This is a genomic window from Hylemonella gracilis, assembly GCF_004328645.1.
GTDB lineage: Bacteria > Pseudomonadota > Gammaproteobacteria > Burkholderiales > Burkholderiaceae_C > Hylemonella > Hylemonella gracilis_B.
Genome location: NZ_CP031395.1, coordinates 1828875 through 1846396 on the forward strand (window position 1 = coordinate 1828875; position 17522 = coordinate 1846396).

Consider the following 17522-nt stretch of genomic DNA (forward strand, 5'->3'; position numbering starts at 1 on the left):
TCGGGCGCTCAGACCCGTGGTCTTGACTGTTCTTCCGGCGGGCGGTGCGCCATGACCCAGTCGTACAGGCCTTGCGCGGCGGGTGACAGGCCGCGATCGCGGCGCCGCACCAGGTAGATGCGGCGCGTCAGGCCGGGCCAGCGCACGGGGCGGATCTCGAGCTCGGGCGATCTGAATTGGTAGAGCGTGAGCGCCGGGACGATGCTGACGCCCAGGCCCGCCTGCACCATGCCCGCGACGGTCGCGAGTTGTTCCACCTCCAGCACGGCGCGCAGGGGCTGCGGGTGCGTTGCCGCGTCCAGGTACTGGCGCACGCTGGACGTGCGCGACAGGTGGATGAAGGGCCAGGCCGCGACGTCGCGCGGGCGTGGTTTCCGCAGCTGGCCCAGCGGGTGGCCAACTGGGTAGACGAGGTGGAAATTGTCGCCACAGAAGGTCTCGGCGCGCAGCTCCGGTGTTTCGGCGCGTGTGGCTGCGAGCGCGAAGTCAAAACGTCCGCCGCGCACGCGTTCGATGCAGGCCTCGGACAGCACATCGGCCACCTCGATCTCGATGCCGGGGTAGGCCGTGTGAAATCCGGCCAGCACCTTGGGTAGCCAGTCCGCGGCCAGGGAGGGCAGCAGCGCGATGGACACCCGTCCGCGTTCCCGCGCGGCCCGCTCGCGCATGCCCGAGACCAGGGCATCGAGTTCAGCGAGCACGCGGCGGGCGGAGCGCTCGAATTCCTCGCCTTCCTGGCTCAGCGCGACATGGCGGGTGCTGCGCTCGAAGAGGCGCACGCCCAGGTTCTCCTCCAGTTGTTGCACCAGGGCGCTGAAGGCGGGTTGCGAGAGATGGCAGGCCGCGGCGGCGCGCGTGAAGTTGCGTTCGGTGGCCAGGGCCAGGAAGGCACGCAGGTCGCGGGAGGCGATATTCATTTGATAGTCGGATGAATTGATCTGAATATTCGATTTCACGGATGACAGCGTAGCGCCTAGAGTCCCTCCCCGACAAGCACGAAAGCACTGCCCGTGGGCGGTGGTGGCGAGGAGACATGAAAGAACCCCTGTTGCGCATTGGCTGTGCCGCCGGTTTTTCCGGTGACCGTGTGGACGCTGCCGCCCCCGTCGTGGAGGCGCTGATTGCCGCGGGTGGCCCGTCCGTGCTGATCTTCGAGACCCTGGCCGAGCGGACCCTGGCGCTCGCGCAGCTGGCGCGTCGCGGCAATCCGGAGGGCGGCTACGAGCCCCTGCTGGATGACTTGCTGCGCCCCGTGCTCGCGCGTTGCCTGCAGGCCGGCATACGCATCGTCAGCAATTTCGGCGCGGCCAACCCGGTCGGCGCGGCCCGGCGCATCCACGCATTGGCCCGTGAACTGGGCCTGCCGCCGCTTCGCATCGCCGTGGTCGAGGGGGACGACCTGAGCCTGCCAGACCGGCGTTCTCTGTGGGAAGGCGCGGCCACCGGCCTGCAGGTGGTCTCGGCGAACGCCTATCTGGGTGCCGAGGCCATTGCCGATGCCTTGCTGGCAGGCGCGCAGATTGTGGTCTGCGGCCGTGTCGCGGACCCTTCCTTGACGGTCGGGCCCGCCCTGGCGCATTACCGCTGGCGGCGTGACGACTGGGACCGCCTGGCCCGCGCGACCATGGCAGGCCATCTGCTGGAATGCGGCGCCCAGGTCAGCGGCGGTTATTACGCTGACCCCGGTTTCAAGGACGTGCCCGGTCTCGCCACGCTGGGCTACCCGATCGCCGAGATCGACGCCGACGGCCATTGCACCATCACCAAGCCGCCGGGCACGGGCGGGCGCATCGACGAACACACGGTCAAGGAGCAATTGCTGTATGAGGTGCACGACCCGCAGGCCTATCTGACGCCCGACGTGGTGGCCGATCTGGGCGAAGCCGAGGTCACGCAGACCGGGCCGGACCGCGTGCGGCTCAGCGGCGTGCGCGGCCACCCCCGGCCCGCCACGCTGAAAGTCAATGTCTGCCACGCGACCGGTTGGCTGGCCGAGGGTGAAATTTCCTACGCCGGTGCCCGGGCCGAGGCGCGCGCGCGACTGGCCGCGCAGGTGCTGCGCGAACGTCTGCGGGGCCTGGGGCCACTGCGCGTGGACCTGATCGGCGTGAGCAGCATCTTCGGTGACGACGAAGGCCAGTGGTTGGACGCGCAAGCCTTGGGCGAGGCGCGCGATGTGCGCCTGCGCGTGGCCCTGCGCCATGCCGACCAGGCCAGCGCCGAGCGCTTGCCGCGCGAGGTCACGGCGCTCTACACCTGCGGTCCGGCCGGCGGTGGTGGCGTGCGCACGGCCTTGCGGCCGCGTCTGGGCACGGTGTCCTGCCTGGTGCCGCGCGAGCAGGTGCGGGCCACGCACCGTTTCATCGAGGAGGCCGCATGAGCGCGCCCACGATCCGCGTGCCCCTGCACCGCCTGGCCCATGGCCGCACGGGTGACAAGGGCGACCGCTCCAACATCAGCGTGATCGCCTGGCATCCAGTCTTCTGGCCACTGCTGGTCGCGCAGGTCACGGAAGAAGCCGTGGCCCGCCAGTTCGCGCACCGCCGCCCGGCCTTGGTGCGGCGCCATCTGCTGCCGCGCCTGCAGGCCATGAACTTCGTCATCGACGCGGTGCTCGATGGCGGCGTGAACGACGCGCTCAACCTCGATAGCCACGGCAAGGCGCTGTCTTTCCTGTTGCTGGATCTGGTGGTCGAGGTGCCGGCGCAGCACGCCGCGCTCCTGATCGGAGCGGATTGAGTTTTCTTTTCACACAACCCCCCTGGAGGAGACTTAGATGAACACATTCAACTTCACCCGCCGATTCGCGCTTGCGGCCAGCGCCGCGCTGCTGTGTCTGGGTCAGGCCCAGGCGCAAAACTACCCAAGCAAACCCATCACCTTCGTGGTGCCCTTTGCCGCGGGCAGCGCGACCGATCTGCTGGCGCGCGCGCTGGGCAAGTCCATCACCGAGCAGACGGGCCAGGCGGTCGTGGTCGAGAACAAGGCCGGTGCCAGCGGCATGCCTGCCGCGGCCGGCGTGGCGCGTGCCGCGCCCGACGGCTACACCGTGTTGATCACGACCAATACCACCCACGCGGCCAATGAGCACCTCTACAAGAAGTTGCCCTATGACCCTGTCAAAGATTTCACGCCGCTGACCGGACTGGGCAAGGGTGGCCAGGTGCTGGTGGTCAACGCCAACTCGCCCTACCAGAGTCTGGGCGATCTGTTGGCCGCCGCGCGCCAGTCACCCGGCAAGCTGACTTTCGGCAGCGGTAGTTCGTCCAGCCGCGTGGCCGGTGAAATGCTCAAGCAGATGGCGGGCATCGACCTGCTGCACATTCCCTACAAGAGCAACCCGCTGGCCATCACCGACCTGCTCAGCGGCATGATCGACCTGATGATCACCGACGCGTCCACCGGCGTGCCCCAGGTCAAGGCTGGCAAGCTGCGCGCCCTGGGCTATTCCACCCCGACCCGCAGCGCCTTGCTGCCCGAGGTGCCCACCATCGCCGAGGCGGGCGTCAAGGGTTACGACATGGGTTACTGGTTCGCGGCCTACGCGCCGGCCGGCACGCCCGCACCCGTGGTGTCCAAGCTCAACCAGTTGCTGGTGACCGCCGTCAAGAGCGAAGCGAGCAAATCCTTCTTCGACGCCAGTGGCAGTGTGGCCTGGACGACCACCCCTGCCGAACTGGCGCGCTTCCAGGCCGTCGAGACCAGCAAGTGGGGCAAGGTCATCAAGGCGGCGGGGATCACGGCCGAGTAAGGCCTGCGCAGGGGGGCCGGGCTCTCTCGGGCTCGCGCGCGGCGCGAGAGCCTTCCTCAGGCCTCGTCCTGGGTAGCGCTCAGGCTTTGCTCCACTTTTTGCAGCAAGGCCACCAGTTGCCGGCTTTCCTCGGCGCTCAGGCTCGCCATGCCCAGGCGGGCCAGTGTGCGACCCTGCAATTGGAGGGTCTCGTACAGCCGTTGTCCGTCCGCCGTCAGTTGCATGCGTTGGCTGCGACGGTCCTGCGCATCGACCTGGGTTTCGATCAGGCCGCGCTCGCGCAGACTGCCAATCAGCCGCGCGATCTGGGCCTTGTCGCGCCGGCTGTGCGCCACCAGTTCGCTCTGGGTGGCGCCCGGGTGGCGGGCGATGTGACCCAGGGCCTTGCCTTCCATGTGCGTCAACTCGGACGGACCCTCGTGCAGCCCGCGCAATTGCCGCGCGCGGTGCATGTGCATGATGGCGTGGATCAGCTCGAAGGCTTGCTCCGCGGGCGGCAAATCCTTTCGGTTGACAATATCAACTTGTTTTGACATGATGGTGGATATTATCAACCAATGGAATCACCATGGAATTGCAAACACCGGCCCGCCGCGTCCAACGCGTGCGGCACGAACTCAAGGTGCGCGAGCTGACCGTCGCGCGTGTCGAATCTCCCAGCCCGAATTTCGTCAGCATCACCTTTGTGGGCGAGTCCCTGTGGGACTTCGTCTCGGACTCCTTTGACGATCACGTCAAGTTCATGCTCGAGGACGGCAGCGGTGAGCCGGTACGCCGCGACTACACGCCACGTAGCTTTGACCGCCGCAAGGGCGAACTGACGCTGGAATTCGCCCTGCACGGACACGGTGCCGCGTCCGACTGGGCGCGCCAGGCCCGCGTGGGTCAGACGGCCCACGTGGGCGGCCCCCGGGGTTCCATGATCGTGCCGCTGGATTACGACTGGCATCTTCTCGTGGGCGACGCCACCGCCTTGCCGGCCATCGCCCGGCGCCTGGAGGAACTTCCGACCGGCACACGGGCCGAGGTGTTCGTCCACCTGGACGACCCGGCAGACCAGCGCGAGTTGCCAAGCGCGGCCGAGGTTCGCGTGCACTGGTACGCCAGCGCCGACGCCCTGCTGGACGCCGTGCGCGGGTGGGCCGCTCCTGCGGGTGAGGGGTTCGCCTGGTGCGCCGGCGAGGCCGCGAGCATGGCCACGCTGCGCCAGGTCCTGTTGCAGGACAAAGGCCTGCCCAAGGAAGCCGCCCGGATCGCGGTCTATTGGAAGCAGGGCGCGAGTGATTTCCACGAAAGGCTGGAGGGGTGAGGAAGCAAAAAGCCCGCTATCTTTTAGATAGCGGGCTTCGTGTTTTCTGGTGCCGGAGAAAGGAATCGAACCCTCGACCTTCTCATTACGAATGAGCTGCTCTACCAACTGAGCTACACCGGCGAAGCCTCGGATTATAGGGTATTTGGATCGGCTTTCGCCTCTCTCCGACCGGGGCCTGGAGCCTCTGGGGCAGGGGGCGCTAGGGCGCGGCGGAGGGCTACCCAGGGACTCGGGGCGTGGGCCGGGGTGGCGTCTTGGCTAAGCTTGCGCCTATGCGAGCGAACCCGAATCCACCTCCCGGAGAGTACCTGACGGCGCGCGAGGCCGCGCAATTGCTGGACGTGCAGCGGCAGACGCTGTATGCCTACGTGAGCCGTGGGCTCATCCGCAGTGTCATCCGCCCCGGTCAAAAAGCGCGGCTGTACCTGCGCGCCGACGTGGAACGGGTGCACGCGCGGGCGCTGGCGCGCGCGGGGCATGGCGCGGTGGCGGCCGATGCGATGAACCATGGGCAGGCCATCATCCCGACCTCGATCACGGAGATCACGCCCCAGGGACCGCGCTACCGGGGGCGCCTCGCGACGGAGCTCGCGGACGAAGCGGCGTCCTTCGAGGCCGTGGCCGAGCTGCTTTGGCACGGACGATGGGAGCCGCAGGCGCCGGTCTGGCAGGTCACGGCCACGCCGCGCATGCTGGTGGGCATGGTGGAGGCGCTGCGTGATGCCGCCGGGCGTGAGTCCTTGCTGGAGGTGTTCGCACTGGTGGTGCTGCAGCTTGGGCTGCAGCGGCGCGCGCGACGCGGCGTGGATGAGACCATGCATGAGCAGGCACGGCAGATCATCGGGGTGCTGGTGGGTTGCTGCGGTCTGGCCGCGCGCGATCCGCATTACGTGTCCATGGCGCGGGGCGAGCGCGTCGCGGATGCCCTGTTGCGGGCCCTGGGCGGCGAACCCAGCCCAAGCAACCGCGCGGCCATCGGCTTGATGCTGACCCTGCTGGCCGACCACGAACTGATGCCGGGCACGCTGGCGGTGCGGGTGGCGGCTTCGGGTGGTGCCACCTTGCATGCCTGCATCGCGTCGGCCCTGTGCACCAGCTCGGGCATGAATGTGGCGCATCTCTACGCGGATGCCGACGCGTTTTTGGCGGGCGGTGGCAAGACGGCCTTGCTGCGCCGCGCGCTTGAGCGTCATGCGGTGGGCCGGCCCTTGCCGGGTTTTGGCCATGCCTTGTATCCGCAAGGGGATCCGCGTGGCCGCGTGCTGCAGGCGTTCATCCGCGCGCGCTACCCGACGCTGCCCCTGCTGGCGGTCTGCGAGGCCATCGAGGAGGTCGAACGTGCCACCGGACTGCGCGTGCGCCACGAGTTGCCGATGGTGGCGCTGACCCGCGCCATGGGCTTGGGCAAGGAGGCGGCGAGCGCGATCTTCGTGGTCGCCCGCGTGGCCGGTTGGGTGGCGCACATCGAGGAGCAGCGCGGCAGCGGTCAGCTCATGCGGCCGCGCGCGCGATTTGTCACCACGCTCACGCCCGAGTCTGTGTCGTCTGTCGCCTCCCTGGCCGCATCGAATGCTGGATTGAACAATCAATCTTGACCCCGCTGTGCGGGCCGCTTACCGTGCGGCCATTGCGGGTTCGCCATGCGCGCCCGCGGCAACAAAACGCATCGGAGACTACGTGAGCAGGCTGCCCCTTTCCGTCGCCATGGGTGACTACGATCGCACGCGCGCCTTGTTGGACGGTGCTGTGCTGATCGACGGCGTCGATCCCATTTTCATGACCCTGTCGCCGGAAGAAGCGTTCTTCCGCGCGTTCCGGGGTGCCGAATTCGACGTGAGTGAACTTTCGTTGTCCAGCTACACGCTGAAGGTCTCGCAGGGCGACTGTCCCTACGTTGCGGTGCCCATCTTCATGTCGCGGGCCTTTCGCCACACCGCCATCTACGTGCGGCGCGACCGCGTCCGCCAGCCTGCCGATCTGCGCGGCAAGCGGGTAGGCCTGCCTGAGTACCAGCTCTCGGCCAATGTCTGGGCGCGCGCCCTGTTGAAGGAGGATTTCGGCATCCTGCCTGGCGACGTGAATTGGGTGCGCGGTGGCATTGAGACGCCGGGTCGACCCGAGAAGCTGCGCATCGAGTTGCCGCCAGGCGTGACGCTGGAGGCCGCCGACGAGACCGACACGCTGTCCGCCATGCTGGACCGCGGTGACATCGACGCCTTCATTGGCCCACGCGCACCCTCCTGCTTCGGCCGCAACCCAGACGTGGTCTGGCTCTATGCGGACCCGGTCGCGGCCGCGCAGGCCTATTACCGGCGTACCCGCGTCTTCCCCATCATGCACGTGCTGGGCCTGCGCAAGGAACTGGTCGTGCGCCATCCCTGGTTGCCCGTGGCGTTCTACAAGGCCTTCGACGCGGCCAAGAATATCGCGCTGGAGCGCCTGGCAGATCCGTCCGCGCCCAAGACTTCGCTGCCTTTCTTGGAAGAGCAAATCGTGGCGGCGCAACAGTTGATGGGGCCCGACTACTGGCCCAACGGCGTGGCCGCCAACCGCCACACGCTGGAGGCCTTCCTGGCTCACCACCATGACCAGGGTCTGTCCCGGCGCAAGGTGAGCGTGGACGAACTGTTCGCCTCCACCACCTACGAGATGGCCAAGATCTGAGGAAGACCGTCCCCATGACTGTGCAACGCTCCGTGTCCAAGCCTTCCTCCTTGCTGGTCGCCGACCTGGTGTCGGCCAACCACATCTTGTTCGACCAGGGCGTGGTCGACGCCTTCGGCCACGTCAGCGTGCGCCATGACCAGCAGCCCGACTGTTTTCTGCTCGCGCGCAACATGGCGCCCGGACAGGTGCAGGCCGAGGACATTCTGCAGTTCGCACTGGACGGCGCGCCGCTCGATGCCGGAGACCGCCGCGTCTATCTGGAGCGCTTCATCCATGGTGCGATCTACCGCGCGCGTCCCGACGTGATGGCCGTGGTGCACAGCCACTCGGCCTCGGTCGTGCCCTTCACCGTGTCGCGCCGCACCCGGTTGGCGCCGGTTTGCCACATGAGCGGCTTCCTTGGCGCGGGCGCGCCCTTGTTCGAGATCCGTGAAACCGCCGGCGACGCCAGCGATCTGCTGGTGCGCGACGACCGGCTGGGTGGCGCGCTGGCCGAGCGGCTGGGTGACGCCCACATCGTGCTGATGCGCGGCCATGGCTCCACGGTGGTGGCGCCTTCCCTCAAGCTGGCCGTTTACCGCGCCGTCTACGCGGAAATCAACGCGCGCCTGCAATTGCAGGCCACACAGCTGGGGGATCCCGAGTTTCTGACGCCGGGTGAATGCCGGGCGGCCATGGAAAGCACCGAGGGCCAGGTCGAGCGTCCCTGGAACCTCTGGAAACAGGCGGCGGCCGAGCGCCGACTATCGTGACCCCGACGTATGAAATCTAGATTGGAGATACAGGAGACAACCATGCAGAAATTTCTTTCCCTCGTCCAACGCACGACCCTGGTCCTGGTCGTCGCCGCCATGCTGCCCTTCGCGGCCATGGCGCAGAGTGATTGGCCCTCGCGCCCCGTGCGCGTGATCGTTCCTTCGTCGCCGGGCGGCGGCACCGACGCCTTCGCGCGCCTGCTGGCCCAGGCACTGACGGATCAACTGAAGCAGTCCTTCGTTGTGGACAACAAGCCGGGTGCCAGCGGCAACATCGGCGCGGATCTGGCGGCGAAGTCAGCACCGGATGGTTACACCCTGCTCATCGCGTCGAATTCGTCGCTGGGCATCAACCCGGTGATCATGAAGAACATGCCTTTCGACGTCGAGCGCGATCTGACACCGGTGAGCCGCGGCGTGATGGCGCCCATGGTGCTGGTGGCCACGCCGTCCACCGGGTGGAAGACCTTGAAGGACCTGGCCGACGCAGGCAAGGCGAATCCCGACAAATTCTTCTACGGTTCCGCCGGAGTGGGCAGCCCACCCTACATCGGCATGCGCATGATCGCCGACGCCCTTGGCGCGCGGTTCACCCATGTGCCCTACAAGGGCGTGGCGCCTGCCTACCAGGATCTGCTGGGGGGGCAGTTGCACTTCATGTACACCGACCTCGCGACCATCGATCAGCACATCAAGGCGGGCAAGGTCATCCCGCTGGCGGTCAACGAGAAGACACCGCTGCTGCCAAACGTGCCGACGTTGAAGGAGGCGGGGGCGGACGTGCGGGCCTGGACCTCGTTCAGCATCATGGCGCCGGCCAAGACGCCCGCACCCATCATCAAGAAGCTGAGCGCGGAAATCGGCAAGGCCTTCCGCAACCCGGCCGTGGTGCAACGCCTGGAACAGCAGGCGCTGATTCCCGTGCTCGACACGCCCGAGACTTTCGCGGTGGAGCTGCGCAAGGAGCGCGAGCACTGGGGTCAGTTCATCAAGCGCAACAACATCGTGGCGGAATGACCCCGCGGTGCCGAAGGCACCGCTGGACTGGGAAAAAACAGGGGACGTCGATGGGGGAGTCGGACGGGCGCTGGCGCCGCGACTCCAGAAAAGAAAAGCCGATGCCCGGTTCGTCCGGGCATCGGCCTTTGTGCGGATTGCGGATCGGTTCGCTCAGGCCTGGTGGTAGGCCGTCACCCGATCCACCTCGTTCTTGCTGCCCAGGATGACGCTCACGCGCTCGTGCAGCTTGGTCGGTTGGAGGTCGAGGATGCGCTGGCGGCCGTTGGTCGAGGCGCCGCCGGCCTGCTCGACCAGCCAGCTCATGGGGTTGGCCTCGTACATCAGGCGCAGCTTGCCGGGCTTGTCCGGCTCACGCTTGTCCCAGGGGTACATGAAGACGCCGCCGCGCGTGAGAATGCGGTGCACGTCGGCCACCATGCTGGCGATCCAGCGCATGTTGAAGTCCTTGCCGCGCGGGCCTTCCTTGCCCTGCAGGCATTCGTCGATGTAGCGCTTCACCGGCGCGTCCCAGTGGCGCATGTTCGACATATTGATGGCGAATTCCTTGGTGTCCTCGGGAATGCGCACGTTCTCCTGCGTCAGCACGAAGCTGCCTTGCTCACGGTCCAGCGTGAACATGGCCACACCGTCGCCCACGGTCAGCACCAGCGTGGTCTGAGGGCCGTAGACGCAATAGCCGGCCGCGACCTGTTGCTTGCCCGCCTGCAGGAAGTCGGATTCGGTGACCGGCTCGATCTTGTTCGGGTCATCGTGGTGCTTCTTGAGCACGCTGAAGATGGTGCCAATGCTCACGTTCACGTCGATGTTGCTGCTGCCGTCCAGGGGATCGAACAGCAGCAGGTATTCGCCCTGCGGGTAGCGGTTGGGCACAGCGTAGATGCTGTCCATCTCTTCGCTGGCCATGGCCGCGAGGTGGCCGCCCCATTCATTGGCCTCGATCAGTACCTCGTTGGCGATGATGTCCAGCTTCTTCTGCACCTCACCCTGCACGTTCTCGCTTTCGGCGCTGCCCAGCACGCCGCCTAAAGCGCCCTTGTTGACGGCGTGGCTGATGCTCTTGCAGGCACGCGCCACCACCTCGAGCAGCAGGCGCAGCTCGGACGGAATGTGGCCGTGGACACGCTGCTGTTCAACGAGGTAGCGGCTAAGGGAAATTTTGGAAGACATCAAAAGAACTCCGGGGAAGTCAATTCTGCAAGCTGCAAACATGCGTAAACCAGGAACGCCGCGGAACCGGCTTTGCCGGGCCGCAGGCGTTGCCCCCTGCAAGTGGGGTGGCGGAGCGACACGCAGTGCGCGCAGCCTGGGGGTGTGCCATTAATCCGCCAGGGCGCGGCTGACCACTTCGCGCACATCGTTGCTCAGGTCGGGCTTGGCGGCCACGCGGGCGATGGCCTCGCGCGCGGCGTGGCGGTAGGGCTCGGCCAGCTTCTTCCAGCGGTCCAGCGCGCGCGCCAGACGCGCGGCGACTTGCGGGTTGAGGGCGTCGAGCTCCAGCACGCGCTCGCTCCAGAACACATAACCGGCCGCGTCGGCGCGGTGGAAGGCGCCGGGGTTGGCGCTGCAGTAGCTGAAGATCAGGCTGCGCGCGCGGTTGGGGTTCTTGAGCGTGAAGTCCGGGTGCTTCATCAATTGTTTGACGGCCGGCAGCACGTCGCCACCGCGGTCGGACGCGCCAGCTTGCAGGGCGAACCATTTGTCCAGTACCAGGGCCTCGTTCTTGAAGAGGGCGTGGAAGCGCTGCAGGGCGTCACGTGCCAGGGCGTGGCCGCTTTGCACCAGGGCGGCCAGGGCGTTGAAGCGGTCCGTCATATTGCCCGCGTCCTTGAAACGCTGGTAGGTCTTGCCGGGCCAGACCACGTCGCCGGTTTCCCGCGCGGCCAGGCAGAGCATGGCCAGCGCCAGGCCCGCCAGCGCACGCCGGCCGGACGAGAGGGCATCGGGGCGGTAGGCGCCCGTGTCGTGGTGCTGCTCGTAGGCCCAGGCCCAATCGTCTTGCAGCTCGCGCGCCAACTGGCTGCGCATGGCCTCGCGCACGGCGTGCACGCGTTGCGGGTCCACCACGTCCAGCTGCTCGGCGATGTAGGTCTCCGAGGGCAGGGTGAGGACGAGTTCCTTGAAGGCGGCGTCGAGCTGCGGGTGGCGCAGCACGGCGCGCATCGCGTCCAGATAGGCCGCGTCCAAGGGCTGCTCGGTGGCGCCGCTGTCGATGGTCGCCAGGGCGCGCTTGAGGGCCAGGCGCTGGCCGGCTTCCCAGCGGTTGAAGGGGTCGCTGTCGTGGGCGAGCAGCGTCAGCAGCTCGGCATCGCTGTAGTCGTAGCGCAGCACCACCGGCGCGCTGAAGCCGCGCAGCAGCGATGGCACGGGTTCGGACGCCACTCCCTCGAACACCACCTCGGTCTGCGCGTCGTTGAGCACCACGGTGCGTGCGCTGCCGGGGATTTCACGGCCGTCGGCGTACAGCAGGCCCAGGGCCACGGGGATCACGAAGGGCAGCTTCTCGGTCTGGCCGGGCGTGGGCGGGCAACTTTGCGTGAGCGTCAGCGTGTAGCGCTGCGCCGCCGCGTCGTAGCGGCCGCGTGCCGCGACCTGGGGCGTGCCCGCCTGGCTGTACCAGCGCTTGAACTGAGGCAGCAGACGTGCCAGCTCAGAGCCGGGGTTGGCGTCGGCGATGGCTTGGGCGAAGTCGTCGCAGGTCACGGCCTGGCCGTCGTGGCGCTGGAAGTACAGGGCCATGCCCTTGGCGAAGCCTTCGCGTGACGTCAGCGTCTGCTGCATACGCACGACTTCCGAGCCCTTTTCGTACACCGTGACGGTGTAGAAATTGTTGATCTCGATGTAGCTGTCGGGCCGCACCGGATGGGCCATGGGGCCCGCGTCCTCGGGGAACTGGGCGGTGCGCAGCACGCGCACGTCCTCGATGCGCTTGACCGCGCGGGCGCTGGCTTCGCCGGCCAGGTCCATGCTGAACTCCTGATCGCGGAAGACAGTCAGGCCTTCCTTGAGCGAGAGCTGGAACCAGTCGCGGCAGGTCACGCGGTTGCCGGTCCAGTTGTGGAAGTACTCGTGGCCGACCACGCTCTCGATGTTGGCGTAGTCGACGTCGGTGGCCGTGGCCTGGCTGGCCAGCACGAACTTGGTGTTGAAAACGTTGAGGCCCTTGTTCTCCATCGCGCCCATGTTGAAGTCGCTCGTCGCGACGATCATGAAGCGGTCCAGGTCCAGCGGCAGCTTGAAGCGCGCTTCATCCCAGGCGATGGAGGCCATCAGTGAGTTCATCGCGTGCTCGGTCTTGTCCAGATCACCGGGGCGCACATAAACCTGCAGCAGGTGCTCGCGGCCGTTGCGCGCCTTGATGCGCTGCTCGCGCGCGACCAGCTGGCCAGCCACCAGGGCGAAGAGGTAGCAGGGTTTCTTGTGCGGATCGACCCACTTGGCGAAATGGCGGCCGGCTTCCAGCTCGCCCTGTTCGACCAGGTTGCCGTTGGACAGCAGCACCGGGTATTTTTTCTTGTCCGCGCGCAGGGTGACCGTGTAGCTGGCCATCACGTCTGGGCGGTCGAGGAAGTAGGTGATGCGGCGGAAGCCCTCGGCTTCGCACTGCGTGAAGAACGTGCCCTGGCTCACGTACAGGCCCATGAGCTTGCTGTTTTTCTCGGGCGCGCAGGTGGTGAAGATTTCGAGGTCGAAGGCGTCATTGCCGGTCGGCAGGTTCTCCAGCACCAGCTGGTCGCCCTCGGTCTTGAAGCTTGTGCCCTGTCCGTTGACCAGCACGCGCGCCAGGTTGAGTTCCTCGCCATCGAGCTTCAGGGCCTGGGCCGCGACCTCGGGATTGCGGCGCAGCCGCATCTTGTTGAGCACGCGGGTCTTGGCCGGGTCCAGATCGAAAGTCAGCTCGACGCTGTCGATCCAGAAGGCGGGGGCCGCGTAGTCCTCGCGCCGGATGACGGTGGTTTGTCCTTCACGCATGATTTCAGACTCCCTGCTTCAATGAAGCTTCGATGAATGGGTCGAGATCACCGTCCAGAACCTTCTGGGTGGCCGAGGTCTCGTAGTTGGTGCGCAGATCCTTGATGCGGCTCTGGTCCAGCACGTAGCTGCGAATCTGGTGGCCCCAGCCCACGTCGGTCTTGGTGTCCTCGAGCTTTTGCTGCTCTTCCATGCGCTTGCGCATCTCGTGGTCGTAGAGGCGGCTGCGCAGGCGCTTCCAGGCCACGTCGCGGTTGCTGTGCTGGCTGCGGCCGTCCTGGCACTGCACCACGATGCCGGTGGGGATGTGGGTCAGGCGCACGGCCGAGTCGGTCTTGTTGATGTGCTGGCCGCCCGCGCCGCTGGCGCGGAAGGTGTCGGTGCGCACGTCTGCGGGGTTGATGTCGATCTCGATGGTGTCGTCGATTTCCGGGTAGACGAAGATGGACGCGAAGCTGGTGTGGCGCCCGCCCGAGCTGTCGAACGGCGACTTGCGCACCAGGCGGTGCACACCGGTTTCGGTGCGCAGCAGACCGAAGGCGTAGTCGCCCTCGATCTTGATGGTGGCGCTCTTGATGCCGGCCGTGTCGCCCGGGGTTTCATCTTCCACCGTGGCCTTGAAGCCTTTGCGTTCGGCGTACTTGAGGTACTGGCGCAGCAGCATGCTGGCCCAGTCGCAGGCCTCGGTGCCGCCCGCGCCGGCCTGGATGTCCAGGAAAGCGGGCAGGGGGTCGGCCGGGTTGTTGAACATGCGGCGGAATTCGAGCTTTTCCACGATCTCCGCGAGCTTGGCCGCCTCGGCCTGGATGGTTCGCAGGCCGTCTTCGTCGCCGTCTTCCTTGCTCATCTCGTAGAGCTCGGCGTTGTCGGCCAGTTCGCTGGTCAGCCGGTTGAGCGTGACGACCACTTCATCCAGCGCTTTTTTCTCCCTGCCGAGTTCCTGCGCCTTCTTGGGGTCGTTCCAGACCGTGGGGTCTTCCAGCGAGGCGTTGACCGTCCTCAGCCGTTCCGCCTTGGCATCGTAGTCAAAGATACCCCCGAAGTTCGACCGTGCGCTGGCTGAGGTCGGCCAGTTGAGCGCCGATGGCGTTGATCTGTTCTGCGTCCATGGTGGGGAGTCCTGTCTGTGTTCTGAGCGGAGCGGGCTGCCGGCGGCAGCGTTCCAAATCCGGAATCCCGCATTTTAGTTTCCAGGGCGGTCGGGTCCGACGCCCGGGTTGACCAGAGACGTTTCAGAAGCTGCGGTCGAAACCCAGGGCAAAGCCGGCAGTGCCCAGAACCATGAGCTGCACGCTGTTCCGTGAAGTCATCTGGTAACCCAGGGCGGGGACGATGCCTGGGGAATAGCCATTCCAGTTCAGGGGCACTTTGTCGGCGTATTCGCCCGTGTAGCCGTAGATGATGCCGGCCGTGATCTTGGCCGACAGTCGGGGGGTGTCCAGAAAATCCCGCTGCTGATAGCCCGCGTAGGCATAGGCCGAAGGCTGTCCGAAAGAGTTGCGGAACATGGCCAGGCCAAGCAATTGCTTGGGGTCTTGCTGTTTTTCCACTGAGACGATGAAGACTTGCTGGTGCTCAGGGTTCCTGTGCCAGTGATGCACATAGGGCACCGCGGTGAGCGTCCAGGGGAATTCGGGCAGCTCGTCCGTTGACTGAGAAGGTGGGGCGTCTTGCGTGGGCAGGTCCCGCGCCTGACCCTGGAATGTGATGAGGGTCAGCGAGACAACGACGAGACTGCGAAGGAAGGCGTGCATGCGGGGATGGAGATCGACGAGGGGCCTGTGAGGCAGGCGGGGCGATATTTTCAGGGCAACGCGATTTCCGTGCATAGAAAATGATCGATCAAGCCCGCCAGCTTCTCGGGTTGGTCGTGGTGCAGCATGTGCGCGGCGTCCTGGATGACTTCTCGGCGCAGGTCTGGCACGGCCTGCAGGCGCTGGTGGAACTCGGCGAGGGTGTAGCGGCCCTGCCACCACTGTTCCATCTGCGTGTCGGCGGCCTCGACGACGAGCACGGGGGCGGTGATGGCGGCATAGGCCGCCCGGACTTCGTCCACGCGGTAGAGCTGGGCGTTGACGATCTTGTGGGCGGCGTCACCCAGGATGACCCATTCACCCCGGGCGTTCGGCCGGGCCCATTGCCGCGCGAGCCATTGCGCCTTGTCTTCGGGCAGGCGCGGGTTGGTTTTCATCAGGCGACGGGCCACGCCATCGGCATCGGCATAGGTCTTGAGCGCCATTTCACCGCGATGGAACTGCTTGAGCTCATCCATCCAGGTGGCGTGGCGCGTGGGGGCCTGTTCGGGCTGGGTAGCCGGCAGGCCAAAACCTTCGAGGTTGATCAGGCGGCGGATGCGCTGGGGCCGCGCACCCGCGTACAGCATGACCACGTTGCCGCCCATGCTGTGTCCTAGCAGGTCCACGGGCTGGCCGGGTGCGATCTGGTCCAGCAGGAAATCCAGGTCGGCCAGGTAGTCGGGAAACCAATAGTGATCCACATGGTTGCCCCCCACACTCGGCACTGGCGTGTCCTCGCTGCCCCGCGAGGGGGCGTCGCCTCGCTTGGGGCGGCCCGGCGCTGCGGTGGGGGCTTTCCCGGTCAGGCCGAAGCCGCGCCAGTCCGCCGCGATGATGGGGCGGCCTTGCACGAAGGCGTCGCTGAAGGCATCCACGACGAACTGGAACGAGGCGGCCACGTCCATCCAGCCGTGCATCAGCACCAGCGGCGGTTGGGCGGCGGCCTGCGCTGCCTCTGGACCCCAGCGCAACACGTGGTAGTGCAAGTTGCGCACGGGGACATGGCTGCTGCGGGGGATGCGACGAGGCTGGTACATGGCGTGATCATACGAAGCCCGCGCGACGGGAGCCGTCCTGGGCGGGACGCCTGCGTGCCCCGGCGACTCGCCTTAAACTCGCCGGGCACTCCTTCGAACCCGAGAAAGAAAGACATCATGAACCCTGCGATGAACCTCGTCCGGCTTGGCACCAGCGACCTGCGCGTCACGCCCATCTGCCTGGGCACGATGACCTTTGGCGAGCAGGTGAGCGAGGCGGACGCGCACGCCATCCTCGACCGTTCCCTGGACCGCGGCGTGAACTTCCTCGACACCGCCGAGATGTACTCGGTGCCCGCGCGGGCCGAGACCTTCAACGCCACCGAGAAGATCATTGGTAACTGGCTGGCCAAGCGGCCTGACGCTCGCAAGAAGATGGTGCTGGCGACCAAGGTGGCCGGGCCCGCGCGCGGCATGCCCTGGGTGCGCAATGGCTCCACGAACCTGAGCCCCGAGGACATCGTCGCGGCCTGCGAGGGCAGCCTCAAGCGCATGAAGACGGACGTGATCGATCTCTACCAGATCCACTGGCCGGTGCGCCACGTGCCGGCTTTCGGCGCCATGTATTTCGACGTGGAGAAATCCAAGAAGGAAGACGCCAGCCTCACACCCATCCTCGCGCAACTGGAGGCGATGGACAAACTGGTGAAGGCCGGCAAGGTGCGCGCCATCGGTCTTTCCAACGAAACGCCCTACGGCGTGCACGAGTTCGTCCACCTGGCCGAGCAGCATGGCCTGCCGCGCGTGGCCACGGTGCAGAACCCCTATTGCCTGAGCAACCGCACGGTGGAAAACGGGCTGGACGAAACGCTGCACCGGCTGAACGTGGGTCTGCTGGCCTATTCGCCGCTGGGCTTCGGCGCGCTGACGGGCAAGTACGACACGAGTGGTTTCACCGGCCCGGGCGCACCCGAAGAGGCGCGCCTAACCAAGTTCGAATCGTCTCGCAAGCAGCGCTGGGGCCGTTCTGAGTCGCTCGAGGCCGCGCGCCGCTACAACGCACTGGCTCGCGTGCACGGCCTGACGCCGACGCGCCTGGCCCTGGCTTTCTGCTACACCAAGTGGCAAGTGGCGAGCACCATCATCGGCGTGACCTCGGTGGCGCAGCTGGACGAGGACCTGGACGCCTGGGGCACGACGCTGTCGCCCGAGGTGTTGCAGGCGATCGACCAGATTCGCAAGGAGATCCGCGACCCGGCGGTCTGATCGGACGTT

General features: G+C 66.6%; 16 protein-coding genes and 1 tRNA gene. 9 read left to right on the forward strand and 8 right to left on the reverse strand.

The genetic code is table 11. The annotated features are described in order from the left end of the window. Positions 1–8 precede the first annotated feature (8 nt). Complete coding sequence (locus DW355_RS08660; RefSeq protein ID WP_131279305.1) at positions 9–917, reverse strand: LysR family transcriptional regulator; 909 nt, start codon at positions 915–917, stop codon at positions 9–11. 116 nt (positions 918–1033) lie between these two features. On the opposite strand from DW355_RS08660, the gene DW355_RS08665 reads away from it, so the two are divergent. From DW355_RS08665 to DW355_RS08675, 3 genes are read left to right on the forward strand one after another with little or no spacing between them, the layout of a single operon-like run. Then, positions 1034–2380, forward strand: a complete 1347-nt coding sequence (locus DW355_RS08665; protein WP_131279307.1) for an acyclic terpene utilization AtuA family protein — start codon at positions 1034–1036, stop codon at positions 2378–2380. Beyond that, a complete protein-coding gene (locus DW355_RS08670) occupies positions 2377–2739 on the forward strand; it encodes an AtuA-related protein (RefSeq protein WP_131279309.1) in 363 nt (120 codons plus the stop codon). Before DW355_RS08665 ends, DW355_RS08670 begins: the two co-directional genes overlap by 4 nt. A 37-nt stretch (positions 2740–2776) precedes the next feature. After that, positions 2777–3751 carry a Bug family tripartite tricarboxylate transporter substrate binding protein gene (locus DW355_RS08675; protein ID WP_131279311.1) on the forward strand — a complete coding sequence of 325 codons (975 nt, stop codon included), beginning with the start codon at positions 2777–2779 and terminating at the stop codon, positions 3749–3751. Between the two features lie 56 nt (positions 3752–3807). Here the strand turns inward: DW355_RS08675 and DW355_RS08680 are convergent, their stop codons facing one another. Continuing rightward, positions 3808–4287, reverse strand: a complete 480-nt coding sequence (locus DW355_RS08680) for a MarR family winged helix-turn-helix transcriptional regulator (protein ID WP_242671344.1) — start codon at positions 4285–4287, stop codon at positions 3808–3810. A 32-nt stretch (positions 4288–4319) separates the two neighbouring features. On the opposite strand from DW355_RS08680, the gene DW355_RS08685 reads away from it, so the two are divergent. Beyond that, positions 4320–5060, forward strand: coding sequence for a siderophore-interacting protein (locus DW355_RS08685; RefSeq protein ID WP_131279313.1), 741 nt, complete (start codon positions 4320–4322; stop codon positions 5058–5060). A gap of 47 nt (positions 5061–5107) precedes the next feature. On the opposite strand, the gene DW355_RS08690 is transcribed toward DW355_RS08685, so the two are convergent. Further along, positions 5108–5183 (reverse strand) — tRNA-Thr (locus tag DW355_RS08690). Between the two features lie 152 nt (positions 5184–5335). On the opposite strand from DW355_RS08690, the gene DW355_RS08695 reads away from it, so the two are divergent. The 4 genes from DW355_RS08695 to DW355_RS08710 all read left to right on the forward strand — a co-directional run bounded on the left by DW355_RS08695 (position 5336) and on the right by DW355_RS08710 (position 9502). Further along, positions 5336–6658 (forward strand): citrate synthase, encoded by a 1323-nt coding sequence (locus DW355_RS08695; protein WP_131279315.1) that lies wholly within the window; start codon positions 5336–5338, stop codon positions 6656–6658. A gap of 82 nt (positions 6659–6740) precedes the next feature. Continuing rightward, complete coding sequence (locus tag DW355_RS08700; RefSeq protein ID WP_165493157.1) at positions 6741–7727, forward strand: ABC transporter substrate-binding protein; 987 nt, start codon at positions 6741–6743, stop codon at positions 7725–7727. Positions 7728–7741: 14 nt separating this feature from the next. After that, positions 7742–8482, forward strand: a complete 741-nt coding sequence (locus DW355_RS08705; RefSeq protein ID WP_131279317.1) for a class II aldolase/adducin family protein — start codon at positions 7742–7744, stop codon at positions 8480–8482. Positions 8483–8524: 42 nt separating this feature from the next. After that, positions 8525–9502, forward strand: a complete 978-nt coding sequence (locus DW355_RS08710) for a Bug family tripartite tricarboxylate transporter substrate binding protein (protein ID WP_131279319.1) — start codon at positions 8525–8527, stop codon at positions 9500–9502. 153 nt (positions 9503–9655) lie between these two features. Here the strand turns inward: DW355_RS08710 and DW355_RS08715 are convergent, their stop codons facing one another. The 5 genes from DW355_RS08715 to DW355_RS08735 all read right to left on the reverse strand — a co-directional run bounded on the left by DW355_RS08715 (position 9656) and on the right by DW355_RS08735 (position 16307). Beyond that, on the reverse strand, positions 9656–10672 hold the full coding sequence (locus DW355_RS08715) for a class 1 fructose-bisphosphatase (protein ID WP_131279321.1): 1017 nt from the start codon (positions 10670–10672) through the stop codon (positions 9656–9658). A gap of 150 nt (positions 10673–10822) precedes the next feature. Continuing rightward, positions 10823–13474, reverse strand: coding sequence for an aminopeptidase N (gene pepN / locus DW355_RS08720; protein WP_131279322.1), 2652 nt, complete (start codon positions 13472–13474; stop codon positions 10823–10825). Positions 13475–13478: 4 nt separating this feature from the next. Further along, a protein-coding gene (gene prfB, locus DW355_RS08725) for a peptide chain release factor 2 (protein WP_131279324.1) occupies positions 13479–14583 on the reverse strand; the annotation gives its coding sequence in 2 pieces (ribosomal slippage) (positions 13479–14501 and positions 14503–14583; 1104 coding nt in all). 123 nt (positions 14584–14706) lie between these two features. Beyond that, a complete protein-coding gene (locus DW355_RS08730; RefSeq protein WP_131279326.1) occupies positions 14707–15228 on the reverse strand; it encodes an ABC transporter ATP-binding protein in 522 nt (173 codons plus the stop codon). Between the two features lie 50 nt (positions 15229–15278). After that, on the reverse strand, positions 15279–16307 hold the full coding sequence (locus tag DW355_RS08735; RefSeq protein WP_131279327.1) for an alpha/beta fold hydrolase: 1029 nt from the start codon (positions 16305–16307) through the stop codon (positions 15279–15281). A 129-nt stretch (positions 16308–16436) separates the two neighbouring features. Between DW355_RS08735 and DW355_RS08740 the strand changes: the two genes are divergently transcribed. Beyond that, positions 16437–17513: an aldo/keto reductase gene (locus DW355_RS08740; protein WP_131282536.1), complete on the forward strand. Its 1077-nt coding sequence runs from the start codon at positions 16437–16439 to the stop codon at positions 17511–17513. The last annotated feature ends 9 nt before the right edge of the window (positions 17514–17522 follow it).